Raw genomic sequence first — 21,948 nt, forward strand, 5'->3', positions numbered from 1 at the left:
CGATTGTCCATCATTGCGGGCGTGGGGGCGGAGGGCGCGCCCCGACTTTCATTGAAATGGAGGGACGGCGCGGTTACATTCGGGCTGTGCCCGGCGCCGGGGCAACGCGGACGGCGCGCCCCCGTGGAGGACCAACACCTGACACCGACCGACCAGGCGGCCATGACCGCCCCCCAAGGCCGCCAAGGCATGCCCGAGGCCGCCGACACCCCGAGCAGCGACAGGCTCCTCGAAGCCATCCTGACGTCCCTCGATGATGACAAGGCCGAAGAGGTCGTGCAGATCGATCTGCGCGGGCGCTCCGACATGAGCGATTACATGGTGATCGCCACGGGCCGCTCCTCGCGCCAGGTCGCCGCGATCGCGGAGAACCTGACCGACCGGCTGAAGCAGGCGCATGGCGTGCCCTGCAAGGTCGAGGGCAAGGAGAGCGGCGACTGGGTCCTGATCGACGTAGGCGACGTGATCGTGCATCTCTTCCGTCCCGAAGTGCGGGAGTTCTACCAGCTGGAGAAGATGTGGATGCCCCGCCCCGCTGACGCCAAGGGCCCCGCAGCCGCCTTCCGCTGATGCGGCTCGTCATCTGCGCCGTGGGCCGCCTCCGGGCGGGGCCCGAGCGCGCGCTGACGGAGGAGTACCTCGGCCGCTTCGCGAAGACGGGCCGGGGGCTGGGCCTCGCCGGCGCCGACGTGGCGGAGGTGGACGCCAAGGGCGCCGGGCAGGCCGCCGAGCACGAGCTTCTGGCCCGCGCCTGCCCTGCCGGTGCCGCCCGCGTGGTGCTCGACGAGCGCGGCCGCCAGATCACCTCCCCCGACCTCGCGGACAGGCTCGCCCGCTGGCGCGACGAGGCGCGTGACGTCGCCTTTGTGATCGGCGGCGCCGATGGCGTGACGGAGGAGATGCGCGGCGGCGCGGACCTCCTGCTCTCCTTCGGCCCCATGGTCTGGCCCCATGCGCTGGCCCGGGTCATGCTGGCGGAGCAGCTCTACCGGGCGGCAACGATCCTGGCGGGAACGCCGTATCACCGGGTGTGATTGGGAGGCCTCCTGTAGGGCGGGTCGTCAGGTCTGGAGCCCCTTTCGAGGCCTGAGCCTTTGCCGCCTACCGGGCGGAATACAGCTCAAGCCGGGGCCAAGACGCCAGACACGAACGCCATGCCCCCGTAGGCTGGGTTTCCAACCCACCACCCCCTCTCCCCAGCGCGCATCGGTTGCAGGCACAGGGCGAGCGCCTGCCCGTGGGGTGGCGCCTCAACGGCCCCGCTGATGCGCTTTATGCCAGCCAAGTCCCTCCCCGGGGCCCGTTCAGCGCCTAGCCCCACGAGAGCGCCAGCCCGCCGGGACGGGCAGGCGCTCGCCCTGCGCCTTTGGCGCGCACCGGGCGGGGAACAGCCCAAGCTGATCGCCATGGCCTGGTGGTACGGGGGGCGGGATGTCCTGCCGTTGATCCGCGTGGAAAGCGGGGCGGTGGGGTAGACCCCACCCTACGAGGCTTCCGACCGCCCAATGTTCCTGCCCCCCACCGTCGCCCCATCACAAGCCGGGGTTCACCCCGCCGCGCCCGGGGTCTATGGAAGGGGCGAGGTCTGGCGAAGGAGCAAGCGATGTCCGGCAAGTCCCCCGTGGTCCTGTGCATTCTCGACGGTTGGGGCAAGCGTGCCGACAGCCACGGCAACGCTCCGGCGCTGGCCGAGACGCCCAATTTCGACCGCCTCATGCAGACCTGCCCGCATGCCGAGCTCATCACCCACGGACCCGATGCCGGCCTGCCGAAGGGGCAGATGGGCAACTCGGAGGTCGGTCATACCAACATCGGCGCCGGCCGCGTCGTCGCCATGGATCTCGGCAAGATCGAGATGGCGGTGGAGGATGGCAGCTTCGCCGAGGAGGAGGCCCTGCAGGGCTTCATCTCCACCCTGAAGGACTCCGGCGGCACAGCGCATCTCTTCGGTGTCCTCTCCGATGGCGGCGTGCATGGCCATGTCGACCATATCGTCGCCGCGGCCGAGGCGATCCGCTCCGCCGGCGTGCCGGTGGTGCTCCATCCGATCACCGACGGTCGCGACGTCGCCCCCTCCTCCGCCAAGGACTACCTCGCCGACATCCAGCCCCTCCTGCCCGAGGGCATGCAGATCGGCACCGTGATCGGCCGCTACTACGCGATGGACAGGGACAACCGCTGGGAGCGGGTCGAGACCGCCTACCGCGCCATCGCCGAGGGCAAGGGCGAGGCCACCGCCGAGACGGCGGAGGCCGCCATCGACGCCGCCTATGGCAAGGACAAGACCGACGAGTTCATCCCCGCCACCGTCATCGGCGACTACGCCGGGCTCAAGCCCGAGGACGGCCTCTTCTGCCTCAACTTCCGCGCCGACCGGGCCCGCGAAATCCTCGCCGCCCTCGCCGACCCGGAGTTCGACGGGTTCGACCGCGGCCCGGCGCCGGAGCTCGCCGCCCGCCTCGGCATGGTGGAGTACTCCACCCGCCACAACGCCTGGTACCCGGCGGTCTTCCCCAAGCGGGAGCTGACGAACACCCTTGGCGCCTGGGTCGCCAGCCACGGCCTCACCCAGTTCCGCCTCGCGGAGACGGAGAAGTACCCGCATGTCACCTTCTTCCTCAACGGCGGCAAGGAAGAGGCCGAGGAGGGCGAGGACCGCTACATGCCGAAGAGCCCCGGCGTCGCCACCTACGATCTGGCGCCGGAGATGTCCGCCGCCGAGGTGACGGAGGCCTTCGTCGCCGCCATCGAGAAGGGCTACGACCTCATCGTCACCAACTACGCCAACCCCGACATGGTCGGCCACACCGGCGACCTGAAAGCTGCCATGCGTGCCTGCGAGGCGGTGGACGCCGGCCTCGGCCGCGTCCTCGCGGCGCTGGAGAAGGCCGGCGGCGCCATGGTGGTCACCGCCGACCACGGCAATTGCGAGGTGATGATCGACCCGCTCACCGGCGGCGCCCATACCGCCCATACGGTCAACCCGGTGCCCGTCGCCGTTTTCGGCGCCGCACCCGGCACCCGCCTCTCCAACGGCCGCCTGTGCGATCTTGCCCCGACGCTCCTCGCCCTCATGGGGCTGGAGCAGCCGCCGGAGATGACCGGCCGCTCGCTCCTCCTTCCGCCGGCGCCCCGGGCGGCGCACGAGGAGGAGCCCTCGGCCGCCACCGCCGGGGGCCACCTGCCGGAGCACGAATGACAGGCCGCCGCCGCCCTCCGGCTCCCCCTCTCGCCCTTTTCCAAATACTCCGGGGGGGCCGCAGGCGGGGGGCCGCGCCCCCCTCCGTCCTTGCCGCTCTCGCCGTCCTCACCCTCCTCGCCGCGCCGGCCGCCGCCCAGCAGGGCACGGCCGCCGCAGCCGAGGCGGCCGCCGCATCGCTCCGCGCCGCCGAATCGCAGCTCGCCGCCGCGGGCACGGCGAGCGACCGCGTCGCGGCGCTGACGGAGACGGTGCGCGCCTACGAGGAGGGCCTCGCCACCCTGCGCGAGGGGCTGCGCCGCGCCGCCATCCGCCAGCAGGCGCTTGAGGCGGAGCTGGACGCCTCCTCGGGCGAGATTTCCGCCCTCCTCGCCATGCTGCAGACGATGGGGCGGGCTCCGGCGCCGCTCCTCCTCCTCCACCCCTCCGGGCCGCTCGGCACGGCGCGGGCGGGGATGATGATCTCCGAGCTGACCCCCGCCCTCCAGCAGGAGGTGGAGGCGCTGCGCGCCAAGCTGACCGAGGTGGAGGAGCTGCGCCTGCTGCAGGCCGGCGCCGCCTCGACGCTGGAGGACGGCCTGCGCGGCGCGCAGGAGGCGCGGGCCGCACTCTCCTCCGCCATCGCCGACCGGACGGACCTGCCCCGCAAGTTCATCGAGGATCCGATCTCCACCGCTCTCCTCATCGCCTCCACCGACACGCTTGACGGGTTTGCTGCCGGGCTCGGGCAGGTGATCGACGAGGAGCTGGCCGGCGCCGCGCCCGACGCGGCGGAGCTGAAGGGCTCCCTGCCGCTGCCGGTGCCGGGCGAGGTGATCCGCCGCTTCGGCGAGGCGGATGCCGCCGGCATCGCCCGGCCCGGCCTCATCCTCGCCACCCGGCCCCGCGCCCTCGTCACCGCGCCCGCGGCGGCCACCATCCGCTTCCGTGGCCAGCTCCTCGATTACGGCAACGTGGTGATCCTCGAGCCGAGCCCCGGCATCCTCATCGTGCTCGCCGGGCTGGGGGAGGTCTTCGGTCAGGCGGGCCAGATCGTGCCGCAGGGCGAGCCGGTTGGCCTCATGGGAGGCGATCCTCCCGCGGCTGACGCGATTTTGACTGAATCCGCGCAAGGGCTGGGAGCCACCCGGCCCGAGACGCTGTATGTAGAAGTCCGGGACGCGCAGACCCCGATCGACCCCGCGGAGTGGTTCGATCTTGGCCAGTAACGGCCAGGACCGGGGACAGGGGCACACAGGAAGGCAGGCATGAAGAAATTCGCACTCGCCGCCGTCGGCGGCACGGCTCTGGGGCTTTTGGTGACGACGCAGGTCGCCGGCCCGCTGCTCGCACAGGACGCGGAGGGCAACTCCTCGATCTACGAGCAGCTCGACCTGTTCGGCGACATCTTCGAGCGCATTCGCGCCCAATATGTCGAGGAGGTGGACGAGACCAAGCTGATCGAGGCCGCCATCAACGGCATGCTCACCTCGCTCGACCCGCACTCCTCCTACCTCTCGCCCGAGGATGCCGCCGACATGCGCGTGCAGACCCGCGGCGAGTTCGGCGGCCTCGGGATCGAGGTCACGCAGGAAGAGGGCTGGGTGAAGGTCGTCTCCCCCATGGACGGCACGCCCGCCGATGCCGCCGGCATGATGTCCGGCGATTTCATCACCGCCGTCGATGGCGAGAGCCTGCTCGGCCTGACGCTCGACGAGGCGGTGGAGCTGATGCGCGGGCCCGTCGGGTCGGAGATCATCATCACCGTGGTGCGCGAGGGCGAGCCTGAGCCATTCGACGTCTCCCTCATCCGCGACACCATCCGCCTGACCGCCGTGCGCGCCCGCTCGGAGGGGGAGACGGTGGTGCTGCGCGTCTCCACCTTCAACGACCAGACCTTCCCGAACCTGCAGGACGGGCTGGAGGAGCAGATCGAGGCGGCCGGCGGTATTTCGAATATCAACGGCGTGGTGCTCGATCTGCGCAACAACCCCGGCGGCCTGCTCAACCAGGCGATCTACATCTCCGACGCTTTCCTCGAGTCGGGGGAGATCGTCTCCACCCGCGGCCGCGTCTCCAGCGACGAGCATTACAGCGCCACGCCGGGTGACTTGATCGACGGCAAGCCGATCGTGGTGCTCGTCAACAACGGCACCGCCTCCGCCTCGGAGATCGTGGCGGGCGCGCTGCAGGATCATCACCGCGCCATCGTCGTCGGCACCCAGAGCTTCGGCAAGGGCTCCGTCCAGACGGTCATGCCGCTGCGCGGTGACGGCGCCATGCGGCTGACGACGGCGCGCTACTACACGCCGTCCGGCCGCTCCATTCAGGCGCTCGGCATCTCGCCCGACATCATCGTCGAGCAGCCCGCCCCCGTGCCGGTGGACGAGGACGCGGAGGAGAGCCCGGCGCCCCGCCCCTTCGGCGAGGCCAACCTGCGCGGCGCGCTCGAGAGCGAGATGACCGACGATGACCTCACGCTGCTGGAGGAGGATCGCGCCCGCGCCGAGGCCGCCGCGCTCCTCCGCGAGGAGGATTACCAGCTCGCCTACGCCGTCGATCTGCTGCGCGGGCTGGAAGCGCTCGGCCCGGCCCTCGGCCCCCTGCAGCAGCAGGCGGCCGTCGCGGAATGAGCGGCAAGGACTACCGGCCCTGCGTGGGCATCATGCTCGCCGATGACGCGGGCCGCATCTTCCTCGGCCAGCGGGCGGACATGGCGACCCCCGCCTGGCAGATGCCGCAGGGCGGCATCGACCCGGGCGAGGGGGCGGAGGAAGCGGCCCTCCGCGAGTTGATGGAAGAGACGGGCCTCGGCCCCGACAAGGTAAAGATCGTGGCGCGGACGGCGGAGCCTCTGCGCTACGACTTTCCGGCGGAGCTCGACGGGGCCATCGCGAAGGGCAAATGGCGCGGTCAGGAACAGGTCTGGTTCCTCATGCGTTTCCGCGGCGAGGATGCCGACGTGCGGCTCGATGCGCACGAGGTCGAATTCTCCGACTGGAAATGGGCGGAGCGGGACGAGATCGTCCCCGCCATCGTCCCCTTCAAGCGCGAGGTCTACGCCCGCGCCCTCGCGGAACTGGAGCCCTATCTGTGAAGCCCCTCGCCCTCGCCGCCGCCACGCTCTCCCTCACCGCCACCAGCGCGCAGGCGCTCACCTGCCTCGCCCCCGACGTGGCGACGACCTATCAGGAGGTCGCCGCCGCCGAGGAGCAGTACATGGTACTCGAAGGCACGCTGACCTTCGACGCGGATCTGATGCCGCCGTCGACGCTTTCCACTGTGCCCGAGGGCGGGCTGCACCCCGATCCGGTGCCCGCGATCTTCCACGGCTCGCACCTTGCCGCCGACAACGCGTTCTCGGGCCCTTTGGAAGGCACGCCGGTAACGCTGGAGATCGATTGCGCCGCCGCCTTCTGCACCTCCCTCGCCTCGCCGATGGACGTGCTCGCCTTCGTCGAGGTCGGCGACGGCACCATGCGGCTCGACGCCCGCCCCTGCAGCGACAAGATCTTCATCAATCCCTCCGACGAGATGCTGCAGACGGTGCTCGACTGCCGCGCCGGCGAGAGCTGCGGCGAGGCGGGCTGAGGGCCCGCCCCGCCTTCCCACCTTCACTCCCAGGCGATCAGTTCCGCCGTCGTCCCCGTCGCCATGACGCGGACGGCACGGACAGGCAGCACCTGCCCCACCACCACCTCGTAGGCCACTTCCGTTCCCGCCTTGTCCCTGAGGACGGCGGTGCCGGAGCTGTTGGCGTAGAGCGCCCGGGGCAGCGGGTCGAAGTCGGCCGCGTCATTGGGCACGACCACCTGATGCCGGCTGGCGGGCGAGGTGAGGCTCTGGGCATGGGTGGCGAAGTTGTCGGCCATATCGGGCTCTCCGGTCGGTGCAAAACTGGCCGGATGCTCACCCGAAGAGGTTAATGCCGCCCGGAAGCACCGGGCGGCGTTCCTGCGATGCCGCAACGCCTAGCCGCGTTCGCCCTGCCCGCGGGAATAGACGTCCTGGTAGCGGACGATATCGTCCTCGCCGACATAGGCGCCCGTCTGCACCTCGATGAGGACCATCGGCACCTTGCCGGGGTTCTCCATCCGGTGGACGGCGCCGAGGGGGATGTAGACGGACTGGTTCTCCGTCACGAGCGTCACCTCCTCATCCACCGTCACCTTCGCCGTGCCCTCGACGACGATCCAGTGCTCGGAGCGATGGAAGTGGCTCTGCAGGCTGAGCGAGGCACCGGGATGGACCATGATGCGCTTCACCTGGAAACGCGGCCCGACGACGAGGCTCTCGAAATAGCCCCAGGGGCGGTGATCCTTCGGGAAGTGCGTCGCCTGCGACGAGCCCTTCTCCTTCAGCGCGGTGACGGCTTTCTTGACGTCCTGCGCGCGGGACATGTCGGCCACGAGCACGGCGTCGTTCATGGCCACCGCCATGATGTTCTTCAGCCCGATGCCGACGACCTCCAGCCGGTCGGATTCCGACCGCAAGAGCGTGTCGTCACAGTCGATCGCTGTGGCATCGCCGGAGAGGGTGACGCCCCGCCCGTCCGGCCCGCTCTCCCGCCAAACGGCATCCCAGCCGCCGAGGTCGGACCAGTGGGCGGAGAAGGGCACGACGGACAGGTTGTCCGCCTTCTCCATGACGGCGTAGTCGATGGAGATATCCTCCGCATTGGCCCAGGCCGCCGGATCGAGCCGGAGGAAGCCGAGATCGGTCGCGGCCTCGGTGACGGCCGTGCCCACCGGCTCCATCAGGCCGGGGGCGTGCGCCTCGAAGGCGGCGAGGATGTCGCGGACGCGGAAGAGGAAGATGCCGGCGTTCCAGAGGTAGTTGCCGGCGGAGAGCATCTCCGCCGCCCGCTCGGCATCCGGCTTCTCGACGAAGCGGGCTAGCGGCTGGGCGGCGCCATCTTCAGGCGGGCCCTCGAGCTCCAGATAGCCGTACCCGGTCTCCGCCCATGTGGGCGTGATGCCGAAGGTGACGAGCTTGCCCGCCTCCACCGCCGCGATGCCCCTGGCGATGGCGGCGCGGAAGGCGTCGGTGTCGGGGATGTGGTGGTCGGACGGGGCGACGAGCATGATCCGCTCGGGATCCTCCGCCGCCAGATGCAGCGCCGCCGCCAACGCGGCGGGGGCCGTGTTGCGCCCCTCCGGCTCGATCAGAACAGCGCCGGGATCGATCCCTACCTCGGCCAGCTGCTCGGTGACGATGAAGCGGAAGTCGGAGTTGGTGAGGACGACGGGTTTCGCAAAGCTCAGCCCCTCTTCCTTGCCCGCAAGCCGGAGAGCAGAAGCCTGGAAAAGGCTCTCTTCACCGAGCAGTCGTGAGAACTGCTTGGGATATGACTTGCGGGAAAGCGGCCAAAGCCGGGTGCCGGAGCCACCGGCAAGGAGAACGGGGGTAATGTCTGTCACGTTTTTCTGTCCCTGAAATAGCTTTTGTCTTTGCCTCTCCTCCGCGGCGGACCTTTGCCAAATTGCACAGGCAGGGCAAGGATCTAACCGCGAATTTCGAAGGCTTGCCGGAAACTGGCGATACTAAACAACTACTTTGGCAGGAGTCTGATCCCGCGCGCGAGACCTGCTGATCAAACGTGGTTCATCTCGAACGGGAACACGACGCTTTCGCCATGGTCGGAGCCGTTTGCTATCTGGGCAGACTGTCGTAACAAAAATACGGCCCGCACCGGTTTAGGATGCGGACCTTCTTTTCGAGCGTGCAACGTCATCGAAGCCGCCCTCAACCTCAGTTCGTGTAGTACTTGTTGCCGTAGCCGCCGTAGCCGTAGCCGTACTTCTCGCCGTAGCCATAGCGGCGCATGCCGCGGGGGTTAATCTGCGTGAGCACGGTGCCGGTGACCTGCTGGCCCACCGTCTCGAACATGCGCAGACCGTCCTGCACCTGGTTGCGGCTGGTCCTGTCCCACCGAACGGCGAAGACGACAGCATCGGCGTTGTTGGCGATGATCCGGGCGTCCGGCACGATCAGCACCGGCGGGGTGTCGATGATGATGTAGTCATAGGCTTGGCGGATGTGCCGGCAGAACTCCCGGAACCGCTCGGAGGAGAAGACGTCCGCCGCGTTGGAATGCGTCTTCTCGCCGGCGAGGATATCCGCGCCCAGCACCTCGCTGTGGACCACGGCATCTTCCAGCTGAACCGAGCCGGTGAGGACCGAGACGAGCCCCTTGTCGGACTTCTGCAAGATCTCCTCGAAATACTGCCCGAAGGTCCGCCGGCGGATGTCACCCTCGATCAACAGCACCTTCTTGTCCATCCCCCCGAGGTTCTGGGCGAGCGCGATGGAGCTGGTCGTCTTGCCTTCGCCCTGCAGCGAAGAGGTGACCATGATGAGCCGCGGCGGGTTGTCGATGTTGGAGAACATGATCGACGTGCGAAGGTTGCGGATCGCCTCGGCGGCCTGCGAGTTGGGCTTGTCGTGCAGGTAGGAGAGGATGCCGCGGCGCTTGCGCGTCGGGAAGATCGGCAGCTGCCCCAGCACCGTCCGCCCCGTCAGCCGTTCCAGATCCGCCGCCGTGCGGAAGGTGTTGCTGCGCATCTCCATGATCAGCACGATCGCGGTGCCGATCATCAGGCCGAGGAGGACAGCCACCGCGACGATCAACTGCTTGTTCGGCGCGCTTGGGTTCGTCGGGATCACGGCGTTGGAGAGGATGCGGCTGTCGGCCTGCTGGATGCCTTCCTGCGCCGCCGTCTCCTTCAGGCGGGTCAGGAAGTATTCGTAGAGCAGCCGGTTCGCCTCTGCCTCGCGGGTAAGCTGCTGAAGCTGCGTGAGCGCCTGCGTCTGGGAGACGTAATCCGCCTCGAGCTGGGCCTCGGCCTGCTCGAAGGAGTTGTACTGCGTCCGCAGCCGCTGCAGGTTGATCTGCTCGCGCGAGAGCACCTGCTCGAACCGCTCCTGCGCGGCCTCCGCCGCGCGCGGATCGGTCGCGGCGCGCGTCGCCAGCGTCACGAGCTGCGCATCGTCCGCGGCGGCGGCCTGCTCTTCGAGCGTCTCCGCCGCTTCGAGCCGCGCGATTCGGGCCTCGACCGTCTCCACCTGTTCGGCGGCGTCGGCGACGCGGGTGCGCATTTCCTGCAGCTGCCGCTCCAGCGCCATGACCGATTCGGGGGAGACGACCTCGTTCTCGGTCGTGAATTCCGACACGCGGGCCTCGGCGACCTGCAGCTGGTCCTCCAGCTCGGTCACCCGCTCGGTCAGCCAGGTCGTCGCCTGCTCGGTGGCGTCAAACTTCACCTGCAGCTGATTCTCGATGTACTGGTCGACGATGGTGTCGGCGATAAGGGCCGACTTCTCCGCCGAGGTGGTCGTCACCGTGATGGTGAAGACATATGAGCCGTTCGGTGTGTTCGACACCGACATGGCTTCCAGCAGATTGTTGATCGTGACGTCCTGCTCGCGCGCGGGTGTCCGCGCCGCGGCCGCTGCGGCCGGGTCAACCGGAGCCATGCCGAGCAGGGTCTTCACAAACGCCTTGGCGTCCTCGATCCCCTCGTTGATCCCGGTCGCGAGAGAGGGCTCGGGCGTCACCTCGATAAAGGTGTTGAACTCAGGGTCGCTCGTCAGGTCGAGCTCCTCGACCACCCGCGCCATCAGCGAGCGGGCACGGATCACCTCCATCTCGGAGGTCAGCTCGCCGTCGGTGCCGCCGAAGCCGCCGACCACGGCTTCCAGATCGATGACGTTGGACTGGTCCGGCTCCATGATGACAACGGAGCGCGCGGTGTAGAGCGGTACGGCCACGACGTAGGCGCGCCAGATCCCGATGATCGCAGCGATGAGCATGCAGGCGAGGATGATGTACTTGCCGCGCCAGATGGTCTGCAGCAGGGCCCCGATATCGATGACGTCATCGTCTTGAACGCTCGTATCCGGGGCCTGGGGCGCCACTGCACTCATCTTCACCATGTCCCGTACATTCCGCTATCGCTTCCAAAAACCGCTTAGCCGGCAGCCGCATACGACTCAACCGCAACAATCCGTGAATGCCTGCACATCGGAAATAACCCGCCCGGCATCCGCACCCTTAGAGCGCTGTTCCGCGATTGGAAGCGACTGGACATGACGCGGTTGACAGGACTCGAAAAGTCCTCACCAGTGTCGCTTTTTTAAGCAGCGAGGTCCAGACCCTGCGTGTTCGGCAGGCGCAGTCTTGTCAGCCGGCCTTCGTCAGATCGTCCAGAGCCCTCAATCGAGCCAGCAGCGCCGGCATCTCGGAGAGCGCCACCATGTTCGGCCCGTCGGAGGGGGAGCGAGCCGGCTCCTCGTGTGTCTCGATGAAGACGGCGCCGCAGCCCACGGCCACAGCGGCGCGCGCCAGAGGCGGCACGAACTCCGCCTGACCGCCGGAGGAGCTGCCCTGCCCGCCGGGCAGCTGCACCGAGTGGGTGGCGTCGAAGACGACGGGCCAGCCGGTCTTCGCCATGATCGGCAGGGCGCGGAAATCGCTCACCAGCATGTTGTAGCCGAAGGTGGCGCCGCGCTCGCAGAGCAGGATCTTGTCGTTGCCCGTGCTCTCGATCTTCGCCGCGACATTCTCCATGTCCCACGGCGCGAGGAACTGGCCCTTCTTGACGTTGATCGCCCGGCCCGTCTCCCCCGCCGCCAGCAGCAGGTCCGTCTGGCGGGAGAGGAAGGCGGGGATCTGCAGGACATCGACTACCTCGGCGGCGCGCTCGACCTGCGGGATATCGTGTACATCCGTGAGCACGGGGCAGCCGATCCGCTCGCGCACCTCGGCCAGCACCTCCAGCCCCCGCTCGATGCCGAGCCCCCGCTGGCCGCTCAGCGAGGAGCGGTTGGCCTTGTCGTAGCTGGCCTTGAAGATGAAGGGCGTCTTCGCCGCCTCTGCCGCCTCGGCCAGCGTTTCCGCCAGCATCAGCGCGTGATCCAGGCTCTCCAGCTGGCAGGGGCCGGAGATGAGCGCGAAGGGCAACTCGTTGCCGACGCGGATTTTCCCGATCTCGACGATCTTCATGACATCTCCTCCAGCGCCGCCTCGATCCGGGCCACGTCCACCGGGTTGTTCAGCTCCCAGAACACGCGGCCCCGCGCCTCGACCTCGACGCAGCGCATCGCCGCGCCGTTCTCGAGGAAGCGCAGCTGTTCGAGGCCTTCCAGCGATTCCAGCGGCCCGACCGGCCAGTCGAGATAGGCCGCCAGCGCCGCCGGGCGGTAGGCATAGACGCCGACGTGGTGAAACACCGGCACCGGCCCCTCGGCGCCGCGCGAGCCGGTGTAGGGAATCACTTCCTTCGAAAAGTAGAGCGCCTGCATCTGCCGGCCGAAGACGGCCGTGGTGCCGCCGACGAGGCCGTTCTTCCGGTCCTCCAGGAAGTTCGACAGCGTCGCCTCGTCGCAGCGCAGCACCGGCGTCGCCGCCTCCACCTCCGGCCAGCTGCACATCGCGTCGATCAGCGCCTCGAGAAACCAGACGGGCGTCAGCGGCGCGTCGCCCTGCAGGTTCACCACGATGTCGCTCTCGATCCCGGCCACGGCCACCGCCTCGGCGCAGCGCTCCGTTCCGTTGCGGCAGGCGGAGGAGGTCATGATGACCGAGGCGCCGAAGCCCTCCGCCGCGTCCCGGATGCGCGTGTCATCGGTCACAACGTGCACGGCATCGACGCCGGCGACGGCCTTCGCCACCTCCCAGCTGCGCTGGATCAGCGTCTTCGGCCCGTCCGGCCCCGTCAGCTCCACCAGCGGCTTGCCGGGATAGCGGGTGGAGGCATAGCGGGCCGGAATCAGTATCGTGGCGCTCATGCGACCCCCGCTCTCAGGCAATCGTGGATATGGATGAGGCCCTCGACCTCGCCAGACTCACTAACGGCGAAGAGGGCGGAGATCTTGCGCGCGTTCATCAGCGCCAGCGCCTCGGAGGCGAGCGCGTCCGGCGCGATGGTGGTGGGCGAGAGCGTGGCGATCTCGTCGGCCCGCTTCTCCATCAGCCCGGCGAGGTGGCGGCGCAGGTCGCCGTCGGTGATGATGCCGATCAGCCGTCCGTCCTCGATCACGGCGGCGGTGCCGAAGCCCTTGGCGGTGATCTCGATGATCCCCTCGCCCATCGGCGTCTGCGGCGCCAGCACCGGCAGCTCGGCGCCGGAATGCATCAGCGCCCGCACGGTCAGAAGCTGCGCGCCGAGCCGCCCGCCCGGGTGGTAGGCGTGGAAGCTCTCTTCCTTGAAGCCCCGCTCCGTCATCAGCACGACGGCGAGCGCGTCGCCCAGCGCCATCGATGCGGTGGTGGAGGAGGTCGGCGCCCTTCCCATCGGGCAGGCCTCGGGCGCGTCGGGCAACCGCAGGATCACGTCCGCCTGACGGCCGAGCGATGAGCCCGGCACCTTGGTCACCGCGATGAGCGGGATCGAGAAGCGCCGGGAATAGGTGACGAGGTCCGCCAGCTCCGCCGTCTCGCCGGAGTTGGAGATGGCCAGCACCACGTCGCCGGCGGCGATCATCCCGAGGTCGCCATGGCTCGCCTCTGCAGGATGGACGAACTGCGCCGGCGTGCCGGTGGAGGCGAAGGTGGCGGCGATCTTGCGCGCCACATGGCCGGACTTGCCCATGCCGGTGACGATGACCCGGCCGGGCGCGGCGCGGATCAGGCGAACCGCCTCCGCCGCGCTGTCCTCCAGCCCGCCGGCCAGCATCTCCAGCGCCGCGGCCTCGCAGCGCAGGACGCGGGCCATCTCGGCCTTGATCTCCGCCGCCGGGGCGGGGGCGAGCGGCTGGGGCTGGGCGGTCATCGGGCTCCCTCTTTGCCGGGCCGGGGTGCGGGGCGGCGCCGGGGCGCCTTATGCCCGCTGTCTGACGTTGCCGGCCGCGTCTGGCAAGCCCTGCCCCCGTTGCAGCTTCACCGCCTCCTGCCGGGCCAGCCGCACGAGATGCGCCATGAACGGCAGCCCCGCCTCCTCCTCGCGCACCGCGGCGTAGAGCCGCCGCGTCAGCCCCGCCTCCGTCACCGGCTTCACCACCAGCTCGGATGAGCTCTTCACCTGCCGCACCACCCAGTCGGGAAGCACCGCCACGCCCCGGCCGGAGGCGACGAGCAGCAGGATCACCGCCGTCAGCTCCACCTGCCGCACCGCCGCCGGCTCCACCCGGGCGGGGGTGAGGAGCTGGCTGAAGATATCGAGCCTCGGCCGCTCCACCGGGTAGGTGATCAGTGTCTGGCCGCGAAAATCCTCAGCCTCCACGAAGGGCTTTTCCGCCAGCGGGTGGCTCGCCGCGCAGACGAAGACGGGCGCGTAGTCAAAGAGCGGGGCGAACTCGACGCCGGGCAGGGTCTCGGGATCGGAGGACACGACGAGATCCACCTCCTCACGGCGCAGCGCCGGAAGCGCATCGAAGGCGAGGCCGGGGCGGATGTCGACATCGACGTCCGGCCAGGCCTTGCGGAAGGATTCCAGCACCGGCAGCAGCCATTCGAAACAGGCGTGGCACTCGATGGCGATGTGCAGCCGCCCCGCCTTGCCCGCCTGCAGCCCGGCGAACTCCGCCTCCAGCGCCGCCATGCGCGGCAGGATATCCTCCGCCGCCGCCAGCAGCTTCATCCCGGCGGCCGACAGCTTCAGCGGCTTGGAGCGACGCACGAAGAGCTCGACGCCCGCCTGCTCCTCTATCGTCTTGATCTGGTGGGACAAGGCGCTCTGCGTCATCCCCAGCTGATCCGCCGCCCGCGCGAGGCCGCCGGTCTCATGGATGGCGCGGATCGTGCGCAGATGGCGGAACTCGATATGCATCGCCATGAGCCAGCCTCATTACCTTGGTGAAAGTTATGAGTTTGTCTCACGCGGCGAGACCAGGCACAAGGAGGGCAACAAACGGAGTCCTCCCCATGCCGCGCATCAGTTTCGAATTTTTCCCGCCGAAGGACATCGAAGGCTCCTTCCGCCTGTGGCGCTGCGTGCAGACGCTGGCGCCCCTGCAGCCCGATTACGTCTCGGTCACCTACGGCGCCGGCGGCACCACCCGTCAGCTGACGCATGAGGCGGTGACAGCGATCCACAAGACATCCGGCCTGCCGGTCGCTGCGCACCTGACCTGCGTGGATGCCAGCCGCGCCGAGACGATGGAGATCGCCGAAAGCTACGCCGCCGCCGGCGTGACCGATATCGTCGCCCTGCGCGGCGACCCGCCGAAGGGCACCGGCGCCTTCCGCCCGCACCCGGAGGGCTTCACCTCCTCCGTCGAGCTGATCGAGGCGCTGGCGGCGACCGGCAAGTTCCGCCTGCGCGTCGGCGCCTACCCCGAGCCGCACCCCGAGGCGGGCTCGACACAGGATGACGTTGACCACCTCAAGCGCAAGCTCGATGCCGGGGCGGACGAGGCGATCACCCAGTTCTTCTTCGAGGCGGAGACCTTCCTGCGCTTCCGCGATGCCTGCGCCGCCGCCGGCATCGACAAGCCGGTCACCCCCGGCATCCTGCCGGTGGAGAACTGGGCGGGCGTGCGCCGCTTCGCCGCCGCCTGCGGCGCGACGATCCCCGACGACATCGCCCGCGCCTTCGAGAATGCCGAGCACGCCGGCGCTTCCGACCTGCTGGCCACCGCTCTGGCGACGGAGCTCTGCGAGGCGCTGGTGGATGAGGGCGTCGATGCCTTCCACTTCTACACGCTCAACAAGCCCGAGATGAGCCGCGACGTCTGCCACGCGCTCGGCATCGCTCCCCGCCCCGCCCTGTTGCAGGTGGCCTGAGGGGGCGCCCGGCCCCGCGCGGCGCCAGGGAGGAGCGCGCGGGGCCGACCTGACCGAGATCGCACACCCACCGCCCGCCCCCGGCGCGCCGCGAGTCGCCCCGGGTCAAGGACGCCGCAGGCGCCGCCAAAGGCGGGCGAAGCTCCTTGACGCGGGGCGACTCGCGCTCACCATCGACGAGGCCTGTTTGCGGGCAGACCTGCCAGCAAACGGCCTCTCAGCAGATGGCGACTCCCCCCTGAACCCAGCGGACGCTGGAGTCAGCGCGGACAGGGATATGGAGGGCGGGCGGGCGATTGCCGAAGGCGAGGCCGCCCCGCCCTCTCCCCCTACTCTCCCGGCTGCAACCCTTGCGCCGCCGCCCGCTTCCGGCTCGCCCACCAGCCGCTGGCGGGCGGGGGCAGCGTCGCCGTCGGGTGCAGGTGCTCGGAGGGGCCGGTGAGGGCGACGCGGCGGCGGCGATGGAGGAGCGCCTTGCCCCAGCCGCGGTTCTGGCCCAGCGCCGGCGCCGCCGGATCGGTCGGGAAGCGCTCCCGCCAGCCCTCCGGCAGCGGCAGCCCCTGCCCCTCCAGCTTCTCCAGCATCCAGACCAGCGGGATATTCGCGAGCGGCCGCGCCGGGGCATAGCCGTCCAGCTGGCCGCCGACGTCGCCGTGGGAGCCGCGGAACCAGACCTGCTCCAGCTCGCCCGGATAGCTCTCGTCCTCGGCAATCAGCACCGGGTGATAGGCCTCGCGCGTCTCGTCCAGTGCCAGCGCGTGCCAGGCGCGGCGGATATGCGGCGCCACCCCCAGCCGGTGGAAGGAATGGGCGTCAGCATTGCCGAAGCCCAGCGACTTCACGCTGTCCCAGAGCGCCAGCGCCTCGATCTCCACCTCCGGGTGGCAGAGATGCTGCCGGAAGGCCCCGGCTGCCGCGCTCTCCCCGCCGGCGCGGTAATGGCGCCAGGCCTGGCGGACATGGCGCACCGTCGCCGCCTCCGGCCGCAGCAGGCCCACGGCGCCGATCATCCCGGCCAGCGAGCGTGCCGCGAAGGCGCCGCGCGAGAAGCCGATGAGGACGATCCGGTCCCCCGGCCGGTAGCGGCCCGCGAGCACGCCATAGGCGCGGGCGATCTGCGTCTCGATGCCGCGCCCCGTCAGCACGTCCCAGGTGCGGGACCAGTCGCTCCACTGGATACCGGCGGCGTACCACAGGTGCACCTCCCCCCGCCCCGCCTCGCGCAGCAGCTTGAAGGTCAGCCCGGCGTTGCTCTCGTAGCCCTCCCGAAGGGAAGACATGGTGCCGTCGAGCACGATGACATGCGTGATCCTCCCGCGCCGTGGCCCCCGCGTCTCTGCAACGCGGGGGCCACGGCGGAAGAGGCCCCGTATGCCGTCAAGCAGCCGCAACCCTTGTCTCCTCGATCGCCCGCCACACCCGCTCCGGCGTGAATGGCATGGCGATGTCGCTCACGCCGAGCGGCGCGAGCGCCCCCAGCATGGCGTTGGAGATTGCGGCCAGCGCGCCGACGGTGCCGGCCTCGCCGCAGCCCTTCATCCCCATCGCGTTGAAGGTGGAGGGCGTGCCCTCGTGGTGGAAGGCGATCATCGGCACGTCCTCCGCCCGCGGCAGGGCGTAGTCCATGAAGGTCGCCGTCAGCAGCTGGCCCTCCTCGTCGAAGACCACCCGCTCCGTCAGCGCCTGGCCGATGCCCTGCGCCACGCCGCCATGCACCTGCCCCTCGGCCAGCATCGGGTTGATGAGCACGCCGAAGTCGTCCGTCACCGTGTAGCGGACGACCTTGGTCACGCCCGTCTCCGGGTCGATCTCCACCTCCGCCACATGGGCGCCGTTGGGGAAGGACATGTTGCGCAAGGAGCCCTTGTGCGTCTGCTTCAGGAGGTCATCCCGCCCCGCCTCGCGGGCCATCTCCGCGACCTCGAGCATCGTGGGCGAGAGGTTCGAGCCGGGCAGGCGGAAGCGTTCGTCGTCGAACGTCACCTCCGCCGGGTCCACCCCCTCGCGCTCGGCGAGGAAGGCGCCGAAGCTCTCCGCGATGCCGTCCTTTGCGGCCAGCGTCGCGGTGTTCTGCATGGTCACGGAGCGGGAGCCGCCGGTGCCGCCGCCCCATTCGATGATGTCGCTGTCGCCCATGACGACACGGATGCGGCTCATCGGGATGCCCGTCTGGTCGGAGAGGAACTTGGCAAAGACGGTTTCGTGGCCCTGCCCGTTCGACTGGGTGCCCACGTGCAGCTCAACCTCGTTCTCCCCGAAAACGACGGTGGCAAACTCCTGTTTGTCACCCAGAATGCTCTCGATGTAGTAACACAGGCCGAGCCCGCGGAGTTTCCCCGCTGCCTCGGACTCCGCCTTGCGCGCCTCGAAGCCGGCGACGTCGGAGTGCTCCTCCGCCCGGCTCAGCACCTTGGCGAACTCGCCGACGTCGTAGGTGACGCCGGTGGCCGAGGTGTAGGGGAAGCTGTCCGGCGGAATGAAGTTGCGGCGGCGCAACTCGAACGGATCGATCCCCAGCTGCAGCGCCGCGTGGCCCATCGCATGCTCCAGCACGAAGATCGCCTCGGGCCGGCCGGCGCCGCGATAGGCGTCCACGGGGGCGGAGTTGGTGTAGTAGCCCTTCGCCTTCAGCAGCGCCTTGTCGATGGCATAGGTGCCGGGGGCGACCTTCGAGAAGAGCTCCGACTGGATGAACTGCCCGTAGTTGGAATTGTAGGCGCCGAGGTTGGAGAGCGTCTCGACCTTGTAGGCCGTGATGCGCCCCTCGGCATCGAAGCCGAGCGTGGCGGTGGAGACGAGGTCGCGCCCGCCGTTGTCGGAGAGGAAACCCTCCGTCCGCTCGCCCATCCAGTGCACCGTCCGGCCCAGCATCTTGGCGGCGGCGGCGATGGCGAGCTGCTCGGGGTGCGTCGCACCCTTCAGGCCGAAGCCGCCGCCGACATCGGGGTTGGTGACACGAATCTCGCTCGCCTCCATCCCGAGGCAGGCGGCGATCTCGTCCTTCGCGCCCCAGACGCCCTGCCCGTTGAAGCACATGTGCAGCCGGCCGCCCTCCATCTCGACATAGCAGCCGCGCGGCTCCATCGGGGTGGCGGCGACGCGGTTGTCGGGCAGCTCCACGGTGACGACGCGGTCGGAGGCCGCGAGCGCCGCCTCCACCGCCGCCTCGTCGCCCATCGACCAGTCGTAGGCGAGGTTGCCGGGCGCTTCGGGGTGGATGTCCTCCCCGCCGGGGCCGGGGCCGAACCAGCAGGGCAGGTCGTCGACCTCGAGGCTGATCATCTCGGCGGCGTCGCGGGCCTGCGCCAGCGTCTCGGCGACGATCATCGCCACCGGCTCGCCGACGAAGCGAACGCGGCCGTCGGCCAGCACCGGGCGCGGCGGCGCGGCGCCCTCGCCGTCCTCCAGCTCGATGACGTCGAAATCCATCTCGTTGACGAAGCCGGCGGCCTTGAAGCTGTCGGCGGTCAGGACGAGCGCGACGCCCTCCGCCTCCTCGGCCATGGAGGTGTCCATCTCGGTGATGATGCCGTGCCCGACGGGCGCGCGCAGGAAGAAGGCCTGAAGCGCACCGGCGGGGACGATGTCATCCACGTAGCGGCCCTTGCCGGTGAGGAAGCGCACGTCTTCGACGCGGCGGACGGGCTGGCTCTTGCCGAATTTTTCCATGGGTCGCCTCCGGGAACGCTGGGGGGGCCGGCCTTCGGGAGGCCAGCGACTTTCGGGGCGCAGCCTATCCGCGCCGGCGCGCTTGTCCAGCGCCCCCGGGCGGCGGCGGCCGCGCCCGGGGGCCCGGGCTTTCCGGCAACGCCGGGCGGGGCCGGCGCATTTCGCCGCTGGCGGGCTCCGGGCGCGCGTGGCATTTCTGGCGGAATGGTTCGCCCGACGCCCTCAAAGACACGCGATTGCACCCGCTTGGCCTGATCCTCGCCGGCGGCGCCGGCCGTCGGATGGGCGGGGCGGACAAGGCCCTCCTGCCGCTGGCCGGCCGGCCGCTCTGGCGGCATGTCGAGGCGCGGCTGGGCCCGCAGGTGGCCGAGCTCGCCCTCTCCGCCGGCGGCGACGCGGCGCGGTTCGAGGGCTTCTCCGGCCCGGTGCTGGCGGATGCGGGCGCGGGCGGCCAGGGGCCGCTGGCCGGCATCCTCCAAGGGCTGCGCTGGGCGGAGCGGCTGGGCGCGGAGGGCGTGATTACCACCCCCGTGGACCTGCCCTTCCTGCCCGGCGACCTCGTCCCCCAGCTCTACCTCGCCGCCGAGGAGACGGGATGCGCCATCGCCGCCTCCGGCGGGCGGCGGCACGGCACCTGCGGGCTCTGGCCCGTCTCCGCCCTGCCTCGCCTCGCCGCGGCGCTGGCCGCCGGCGAGCGCAGGGTGATGGACTTTGCCGCCACCCTCTCCCCCGGAGAGGCCGCGTGGCCCGGCGGCACGGCGGACCCGTTCTTCAACATCAACCGGCCGGAGGACCTCGCCGAGGCGGAGGCGCGGCTGGCGCCATGAGGCTGGAGCGGGGCTTTGCAGAGGCGGAGCGGGCGGAGGTGGCACGCCTCTACTGGCAGGCCTTCGGGCCGAAGCTCGGCCGTGCGCTGAACCCCGAGGCGAAGGCGCTGGCCTTCCTCGCCTCCGTCCTGCGGCCCGACCACGCGCTGGTGGTGCGGGGGGCGGACGGGCGCATCCTCGGCGCCGCCGGCTTCAAGACGCACGAGGGGGCGCTGGCCGAGGGCGGGCTGACAGAGATGGCGCACACCTATGGCTGGGCCGGCGGCCTCGCCCGCCTCTCCCTGCTGGCGCTGATGGAGCGCGACCGGGACAACCACCGCTTCCTCGTCGACGGCATCTTCGTGGAGGAGGCGGCGCGCGGCGGCGGGGCCGGCACGCTGCTGATCCGCGGGCTGGCGGCGGAGGCGCGCTGGCGCGGCTACCGGGAGCTGCGGCTGGATGTCATCGCCAGGAACGCCAGGGCGCAGGCGCTCTACGAGCGCTGCGGCTTTCGCGTCATCCACCGCCAGCGCAAGGGCGTGGGCGGCCGGGTGTTCGGCTACGGGGAGGTGCTGGTCATGGTGCTGGCGCTCTGAGCTGGCGACCGACGATTTCCGCGCGGAAATCGTGCACGGAATTCGCGCGAATTCCGTGGCGGGGCGTCACCACTTGTCCGGCCCCTTCTCTGCGAAGGCGTTGACGAGGAAGTCGATGAAGGCCCGCACCTTGGGCTGCGTGAAGCGCCCTGGCGGATAGACGGCGTAGATGCCCTGCACCTCCACCGGCAGGTCCGGGATCGCCTCTTCCACCAGCCCCTGCTCCATCGCCTCGGCGTAGAGGAAGCTCGGCAGGTAGGCGATGCCGAGGCCCGAGATGCAGGCGTTGAGCAGCGACTGCCCGTCATTGACCGTCAGCCAGCCGGCGGTGCGCACCTGCCGCTTCTCGCCCGAGGGGGCTGTGATCTTCCACACCGCGCCATTGGACTGGTTGGAATAGTGCAGCAGTTTGTGCTCGTTGAGATCATCGATCCGCTGCGGACGGCCGAATTGCTGGAAGTAGCCAGGGCTGGCGATCATCCGCTTCGTCGTGTCCGTCAGCTTGCGGGCGCGGAGCGTGGAATCCTCCAGTTCGCCGATACGGATGGCGAGGTCGAACCCTTCGGAGATCAGCTCCACGAAGCGGTTGTTGAGCACCATGTTGACGGTGATGTCGGGGAATTCGCTGAGAAACTCGCCGAGGATGGGGGAGAGATGGTTGACCCCGAAATCGGTAGCGACCGAGATGCGCAGCAGCCCCGACGGCGCCGATTGCATGGCGGAGACGAGCGCATCGGCCTCGCCGGCATCGTTGAGCACGCGGCGGGCACGGTCGTAATAGGCCAGCCCGATCTCGGTGGGAGAGACGCGGCGCGTGGTGCGGTTGAGCAGGCGGGCGCCGAGGCGGGCCTCCAGCGCCGAGACATGCTTCGACACCGCGGATTTGGAGATCCCGAGCTTCTTCGCCGCATCGGTGAAGCCGCCCTGATCCACCACCGTGGCGAAAGCCTCCATCTCGGTGAGCCGGTCCATGTT

At 69.8% G+C, this 21,948-nt stretch carries 20 protein-coding genes; 10 read left to right on the plus strand and 10 right to left on the minus strand.

Features of this window, described 5'->3' with window-relative positions; translation table 11 throughout:
- Positions 1-162: 162 nt before the first annotated feature.
- The 7 genes from rsfS to GY170_RS14080 all read left to right on the plus strand — a co-directional run bounded on the left by rsfS (position 163) and on the right by GY170_RS14080 (position 6,769).
- The gene (gene rsfS, locus GY170_RS14050; protein ID WP_163894700.1) at positions 163-570 is read left to right on the plus strand and encodes a ribosome silencing factor; all 408 of its coding nucleotides are present in this window, start codon (positions 163-165) and stop codon (positions 568-570) included.
- Positions 570-1,034 carry a 23S rRNA (pseudouridine(1915)-N(3))-methyltransferase RlmH gene (gene rlmH / locus GY170_RS14055; protein WP_163894702.1) on the plus strand — a complete coding sequence of 155 codons (465 nt, stop codon included), beginning with the start codon at positions 570-572 and terminating at the stop codon, positions 1,032-1,034. The genes rsfS and rlmH overlap by 1 nt, the downstream gene beginning before the upstream one ends.
- A 569-nt stretch (positions 1,035-1,603) precedes the next feature.
- Entirely contained in the window at positions 1,604-3,199 is a 1,596-nt protein-coding gene (gene gpmI, locus GY170_RS14060) for a 2,3-bisphosphoglycerate-independent phosphoglycerate mutase (protein WP_163894704.1), read from the plus strand.
- Positions 3,196-4,407: a murein hydrolase activator EnvC family protein gene (locus tag GY170_RS14065; RefSeq protein ID WP_163894706.1), complete on the plus strand. Its 1,212-nt coding sequence runs from the start codon at positions 3,196-3,198 to the stop codon at positions 4,405-4,407. Before gpmI ends, GY170_RS14065 begins: the two co-directional genes overlap by 4 nt.
- 39 nt (positions 4,408-4,446) lie before the next feature.
- Positions 4,447-5,811 (plus strand): S41 family peptidase, encoded by a 1,365-nt coding sequence (locus tag GY170_RS14070; protein WP_163894708.1) that lies wholly within the window; start codon positions 4,447-4,449, stop codon positions 5,809-5,811.
- Positions 5,808-6,275 (plus strand): RNA pyrophosphohydrolase, encoded by a 468-nt coding sequence (locus GY170_RS14075; RefSeq protein ID WP_163894709.1) that lies wholly within the window; start codon positions 5,808-5,810, stop codon positions 6,273-6,275. Before GY170_RS14070 ends, GY170_RS14075 begins: the two co-directional genes overlap by 4 nt.
- Entirely contained in the window at positions 6,272-6,769 is a 498-nt protein-coding gene (locus GY170_RS14080) for a hypothetical protein (RefSeq protein WP_163894712.1), read from the plus strand. The genes GY170_RS14075 and GY170_RS14080 overlap by 4 nt, the downstream gene beginning before the upstream one ends.
- A gap of 23 nt (positions 6,770-6,792) precedes the next feature.
- Here GY170_RS14080 and GY170_RS14085 read toward each other — a convergent pair whose 3' ends face one another.
- The 7 genes from GY170_RS14085 to GY170_RS14115 form a co-directional block, all read right to left on the minus strand.
- Positions 6,793-7,050 carry a spike base protein, RCAP_Rcc01079 family gene (locus tag GY170_RS14085; RefSeq protein ID WP_163894714.1) on the minus strand — a complete coding sequence of 86 codons (258 nt, stop codon included), beginning with the start codon at positions 7,048-7,050 and terminating at the stop codon, positions 6,793-6,795.
- Between the two features lie 99 nt (positions 7,051-7,149).
- A complete protein-coding gene (locus tag GY170_RS14090; RefSeq protein WP_163894715.1) occupies positions 7,150-8,598 on the minus strand; it encodes a mannose-1-phosphate guanylyltransferase/mannose-6-phosphate isomerase in 1,449 nt (482 codons plus the stop codon).
- A 331-nt stretch (positions 8,599-8,929) separates the two neighbouring features.
- A complete protein-coding gene (locus GY170_RS14095; protein WP_163895383.1) occupies positions 8,930-11,104 on the minus strand; it encodes a GumC family protein in 2,175 nt (724 codons plus the stop codon).
- A 256-nt stretch (positions 11,105-11,360) separates the two neighbouring features.
- Positions 11,361-12,182 (minus strand): 3-deoxy-8-phosphooctulonate synthase, encoded by an 822-nt coding sequence (gene kdsA, locus GY170_RS14100; protein WP_163894717.1) that lies wholly within the window; start codon positions 12,180-12,182, stop codon positions 11,361-11,363.
- Positions 12,179-12,967, minus strand: a complete 789-nt coding sequence (locus GY170_RS14105; protein WP_163894719.1) for a 3-deoxy-manno-octulosonate cytidylyltransferase — start codon at positions 12,965-12,967, stop codon at positions 12,179-12,181. Before GY170_RS14105 ends, kdsA begins: the two co-directional genes overlap by 4 nt.
- Positions 12,964-13,950, minus strand: a complete 987-nt coding sequence (locus GY170_RS14110; RefSeq protein WP_163894721.1) for a KpsF/GutQ family sugar-phosphate isomerase — start codon at positions 13,948-13,950, stop codon at positions 12,964-12,966. Before GY170_RS14110 ends, GY170_RS14105 begins: the two co-directional genes overlap by 4 nt.
- A 48-nt stretch (positions 13,951-13,998) precedes the next feature.
- Positions 13,999-14,946 (minus strand): LysR family transcriptional regulator, encoded by a 948-nt coding sequence (locus GY170_RS14115; protein ID WP_163895385.1) that lies wholly within the window; start codon positions 14,944-14,946, stop codon positions 13,999-14,001.
- A gap of 95 nt (positions 14,947-15,041) precedes the next feature.
- Here GY170_RS14115 and metF point away from each other — a divergent pair, with 95 nt between their 5' ends.
- Positions 15,042-15,902: a methylenetetrahydrofolate reductase [NAD(P)H] gene (gene metF / locus GY170_RS14120; protein WP_235924177.1), complete on the plus strand. Its 861-nt coding sequence runs from the start codon at positions 15,042-15,044 to the stop codon at positions 15,900-15,902.
- Positions 15,903-16,231: 329 nt separating this feature from the next.
- On the opposite strand, the gene GY170_RS14125 is transcribed toward metF, so the two are convergent.
- Positions 16,232-17,182: a T6SS phospholipase effector Tle1-like catalytic domain-containing protein gene (locus tag GY170_RS14125; protein WP_235924210.1), complete on the minus strand. Its 951-nt coding sequence runs from the start codon at positions 17,180-17,182 to the stop codon at positions 16,232-16,234.
- A 97-nt stretch (positions 17,183-17,279) separates the two neighbouring features.
- Complete coding sequence (locus GY170_RS14130; protein WP_163894727.1) at positions 17,280-19,571, minus strand: xanthine dehydrogenase family protein molybdopterin-binding subunit; 2,292 nt, start codon at positions 19,569-19,571, stop codon at positions 17,280-17,282.
- A 236-nt stretch (positions 19,572-19,807) separates the two neighbouring features.
- Between GY170_RS14130 and mobA the strand changes: the two genes are divergently transcribed.
- The gene (gene mobA / locus GY170_RS14135; RefSeq protein ID WP_163894729.1) at positions 19,808-20,398 is read left to right on the plus strand and encodes a molybdenum cofactor guanylyltransferase MobA; all 591 of its coding nucleotides are present in this window, start codon (positions 19,808-19,810) and stop codon (positions 20,396-20,398) included.
- Positions 20,395-20,973, plus strand: coding sequence for a GNAT family N-acetyltransferase (locus tag GY170_RS14140; protein WP_163894731.1), 579 nt, complete (start codon positions 20,395-20,397; stop codon positions 20,971-20,973). Before mobA ends, GY170_RS14140 begins: the two co-directional genes overlap by 4 nt.
- A gap of 66 nt (positions 20,974-21,039) precedes the next feature.
- On the opposite strand, the gene GY170_RS14145 is transcribed toward GY170_RS14140, so the two are convergent.
- Positions 21,040-21,945, minus strand: coding sequence for a LysR family transcriptional regulator (locus tag GY170_RS14145; protein WP_163894733.1), 906 nt, complete (start codon positions 21,943-21,945; stop codon positions 21,040-21,042).
- Positions 21,946-21,948 lie beyond the last annotated feature (3 nt).

This window comes from Pseudoroseicyclus tamaricis (genome assembly GCF_012070395.1).
In the GTDB taxonomy this organism is placed as follows: Bacteria; Pseudomonadota; Alphaproteobacteria; order Rhodobacterales; family Rhodobacteraceae; genus Pseudoroseicyclus_A; species Pseudoroseicyclus_A tamaricis.

What these genes read in the sequence shown, in the direction of transcription:
- GY170_RS14125 (WP_235924210.1), bottom strand. Translation starts at nt 17,182, where the DNA reads ATGTCTTCCCTTCGGGAGGGCTACGAGAGCAACGCCGGGCTGACCTTC.
- rsfS (WP_163894700.1), top strand. Translation starts at nt 163, where the DNA reads ATGACCGCCCCCCAAGGCCGCCAAGGCATGCCCGAGGCCGCCGACACC.
- gpmI (WP_163894704.1), top strand. Translation starts at nt 1,604, where the DNA reads ATGTCCGGCAAGTCCCCCGTGGTCCTGTGCATTCTCGACGGTTGGGGC.
- GY170_RS14110 (WP_163894721.1), bottom strand. Translation starts at nt 13,950, where the DNA reads ATGACCGCCCAGCCCCAGCCGCTCGCCCCCGCCCCGGCGGCGGAGATC.
- GY170_RS14145 (WP_163894733.1), bottom strand. Translation starts at nt 21,945, where the DNA reads ATGGACCGGCTCACCGAGATGGAGGCTTTCGCCACGGTGGTGGATCAG.
- metF (WP_235924177.1), top strand. Translation starts at nt 15,042, where the DNA reads ATGCCGCGCATCAGTTTCGAATTTTTCCCGCCGAAGGACATCGAAGGC.
- rlmH (WP_163894702.1), top strand. Translation starts at nt 570, where the DNA reads ATGCGGCTCGTCATCTGCGCCGTGGGCCGCCTCCGGGCGGGGCCCGAG.
- GY170_RS14115 (WP_163895385.1), bottom strand. Translation starts at nt 14,946, where the DNA reads ATGCATATCGAGTTCCGCCATCTGCGCACGATCCGCGCCATCCATGAG.
- GY170_RS14095 (WP_163895383.1), bottom strand. Translation starts at nt 11,104, where the DNA reads ATGAGTGCAGTGGCGCCCCAGGCCCCGGATACGAGCGTTCAAGACGAT.
- GY170_RS14070 (WP_163894708.1), top strand. Translation starts at nt 4,447, where the DNA reads ATGAAGAAATTCGCACTCGCCGCCGTCGGCGGCACGGCTCTGGGGCTT.
- GY170_RS14130 (WP_163894727.1), bottom strand. Translation starts at nt 19,571, where the DNA reads ATGGAAAAATTCGGCAAGAGCCAGCCCGTCCGCCGCGTCGAAGACGTG.
- GY170_RS14075 (WP_163894709.1), top strand. Translation starts at nt 5,808, where the DNA reads ATGAGCGGCAAGGACTACCGGCCCTGCGTGGGCATCATGCTCGCCGAT.
- kdsA (WP_163894717.1), bottom strand. Translation starts at nt 12,182, where the DNA reads ATGAAGATCGTCGAGATCGGGAAAATCCGCGTCGGCAACGAGTTGCCC.
- GY170_RS14065 (WP_163894706.1), top strand. Translation starts at nt 3,196, where the DNA reads ATGACAGGCCGCCGCCGCCCTCCGGCTCCCCCTCTCGCCCTTTTCCAA.
- GY170_RS14105 (WP_163894719.1), bottom strand. Translation starts at nt 12,967, where the DNA reads ATGAGCGCCACGATACTGATTCCGGCCCGCTATGCCTCCACCCGCTAT.
- GY170_RS14085 (WP_163894714.1), bottom strand. Translation starts at nt 7,050, where the DNA reads ATGGCCGACAACTTCGCCACCCATGCCCAGAGCCTCACCTCGCCCGCC.
- GY170_RS14140 (WP_163894731.1), top strand. Translation starts at nt 20,395, where the DNA reads ATGAGGCTGGAGCGGGGCTTTGCAGAGGCGGAGCGGGCGGAGGTGGCA.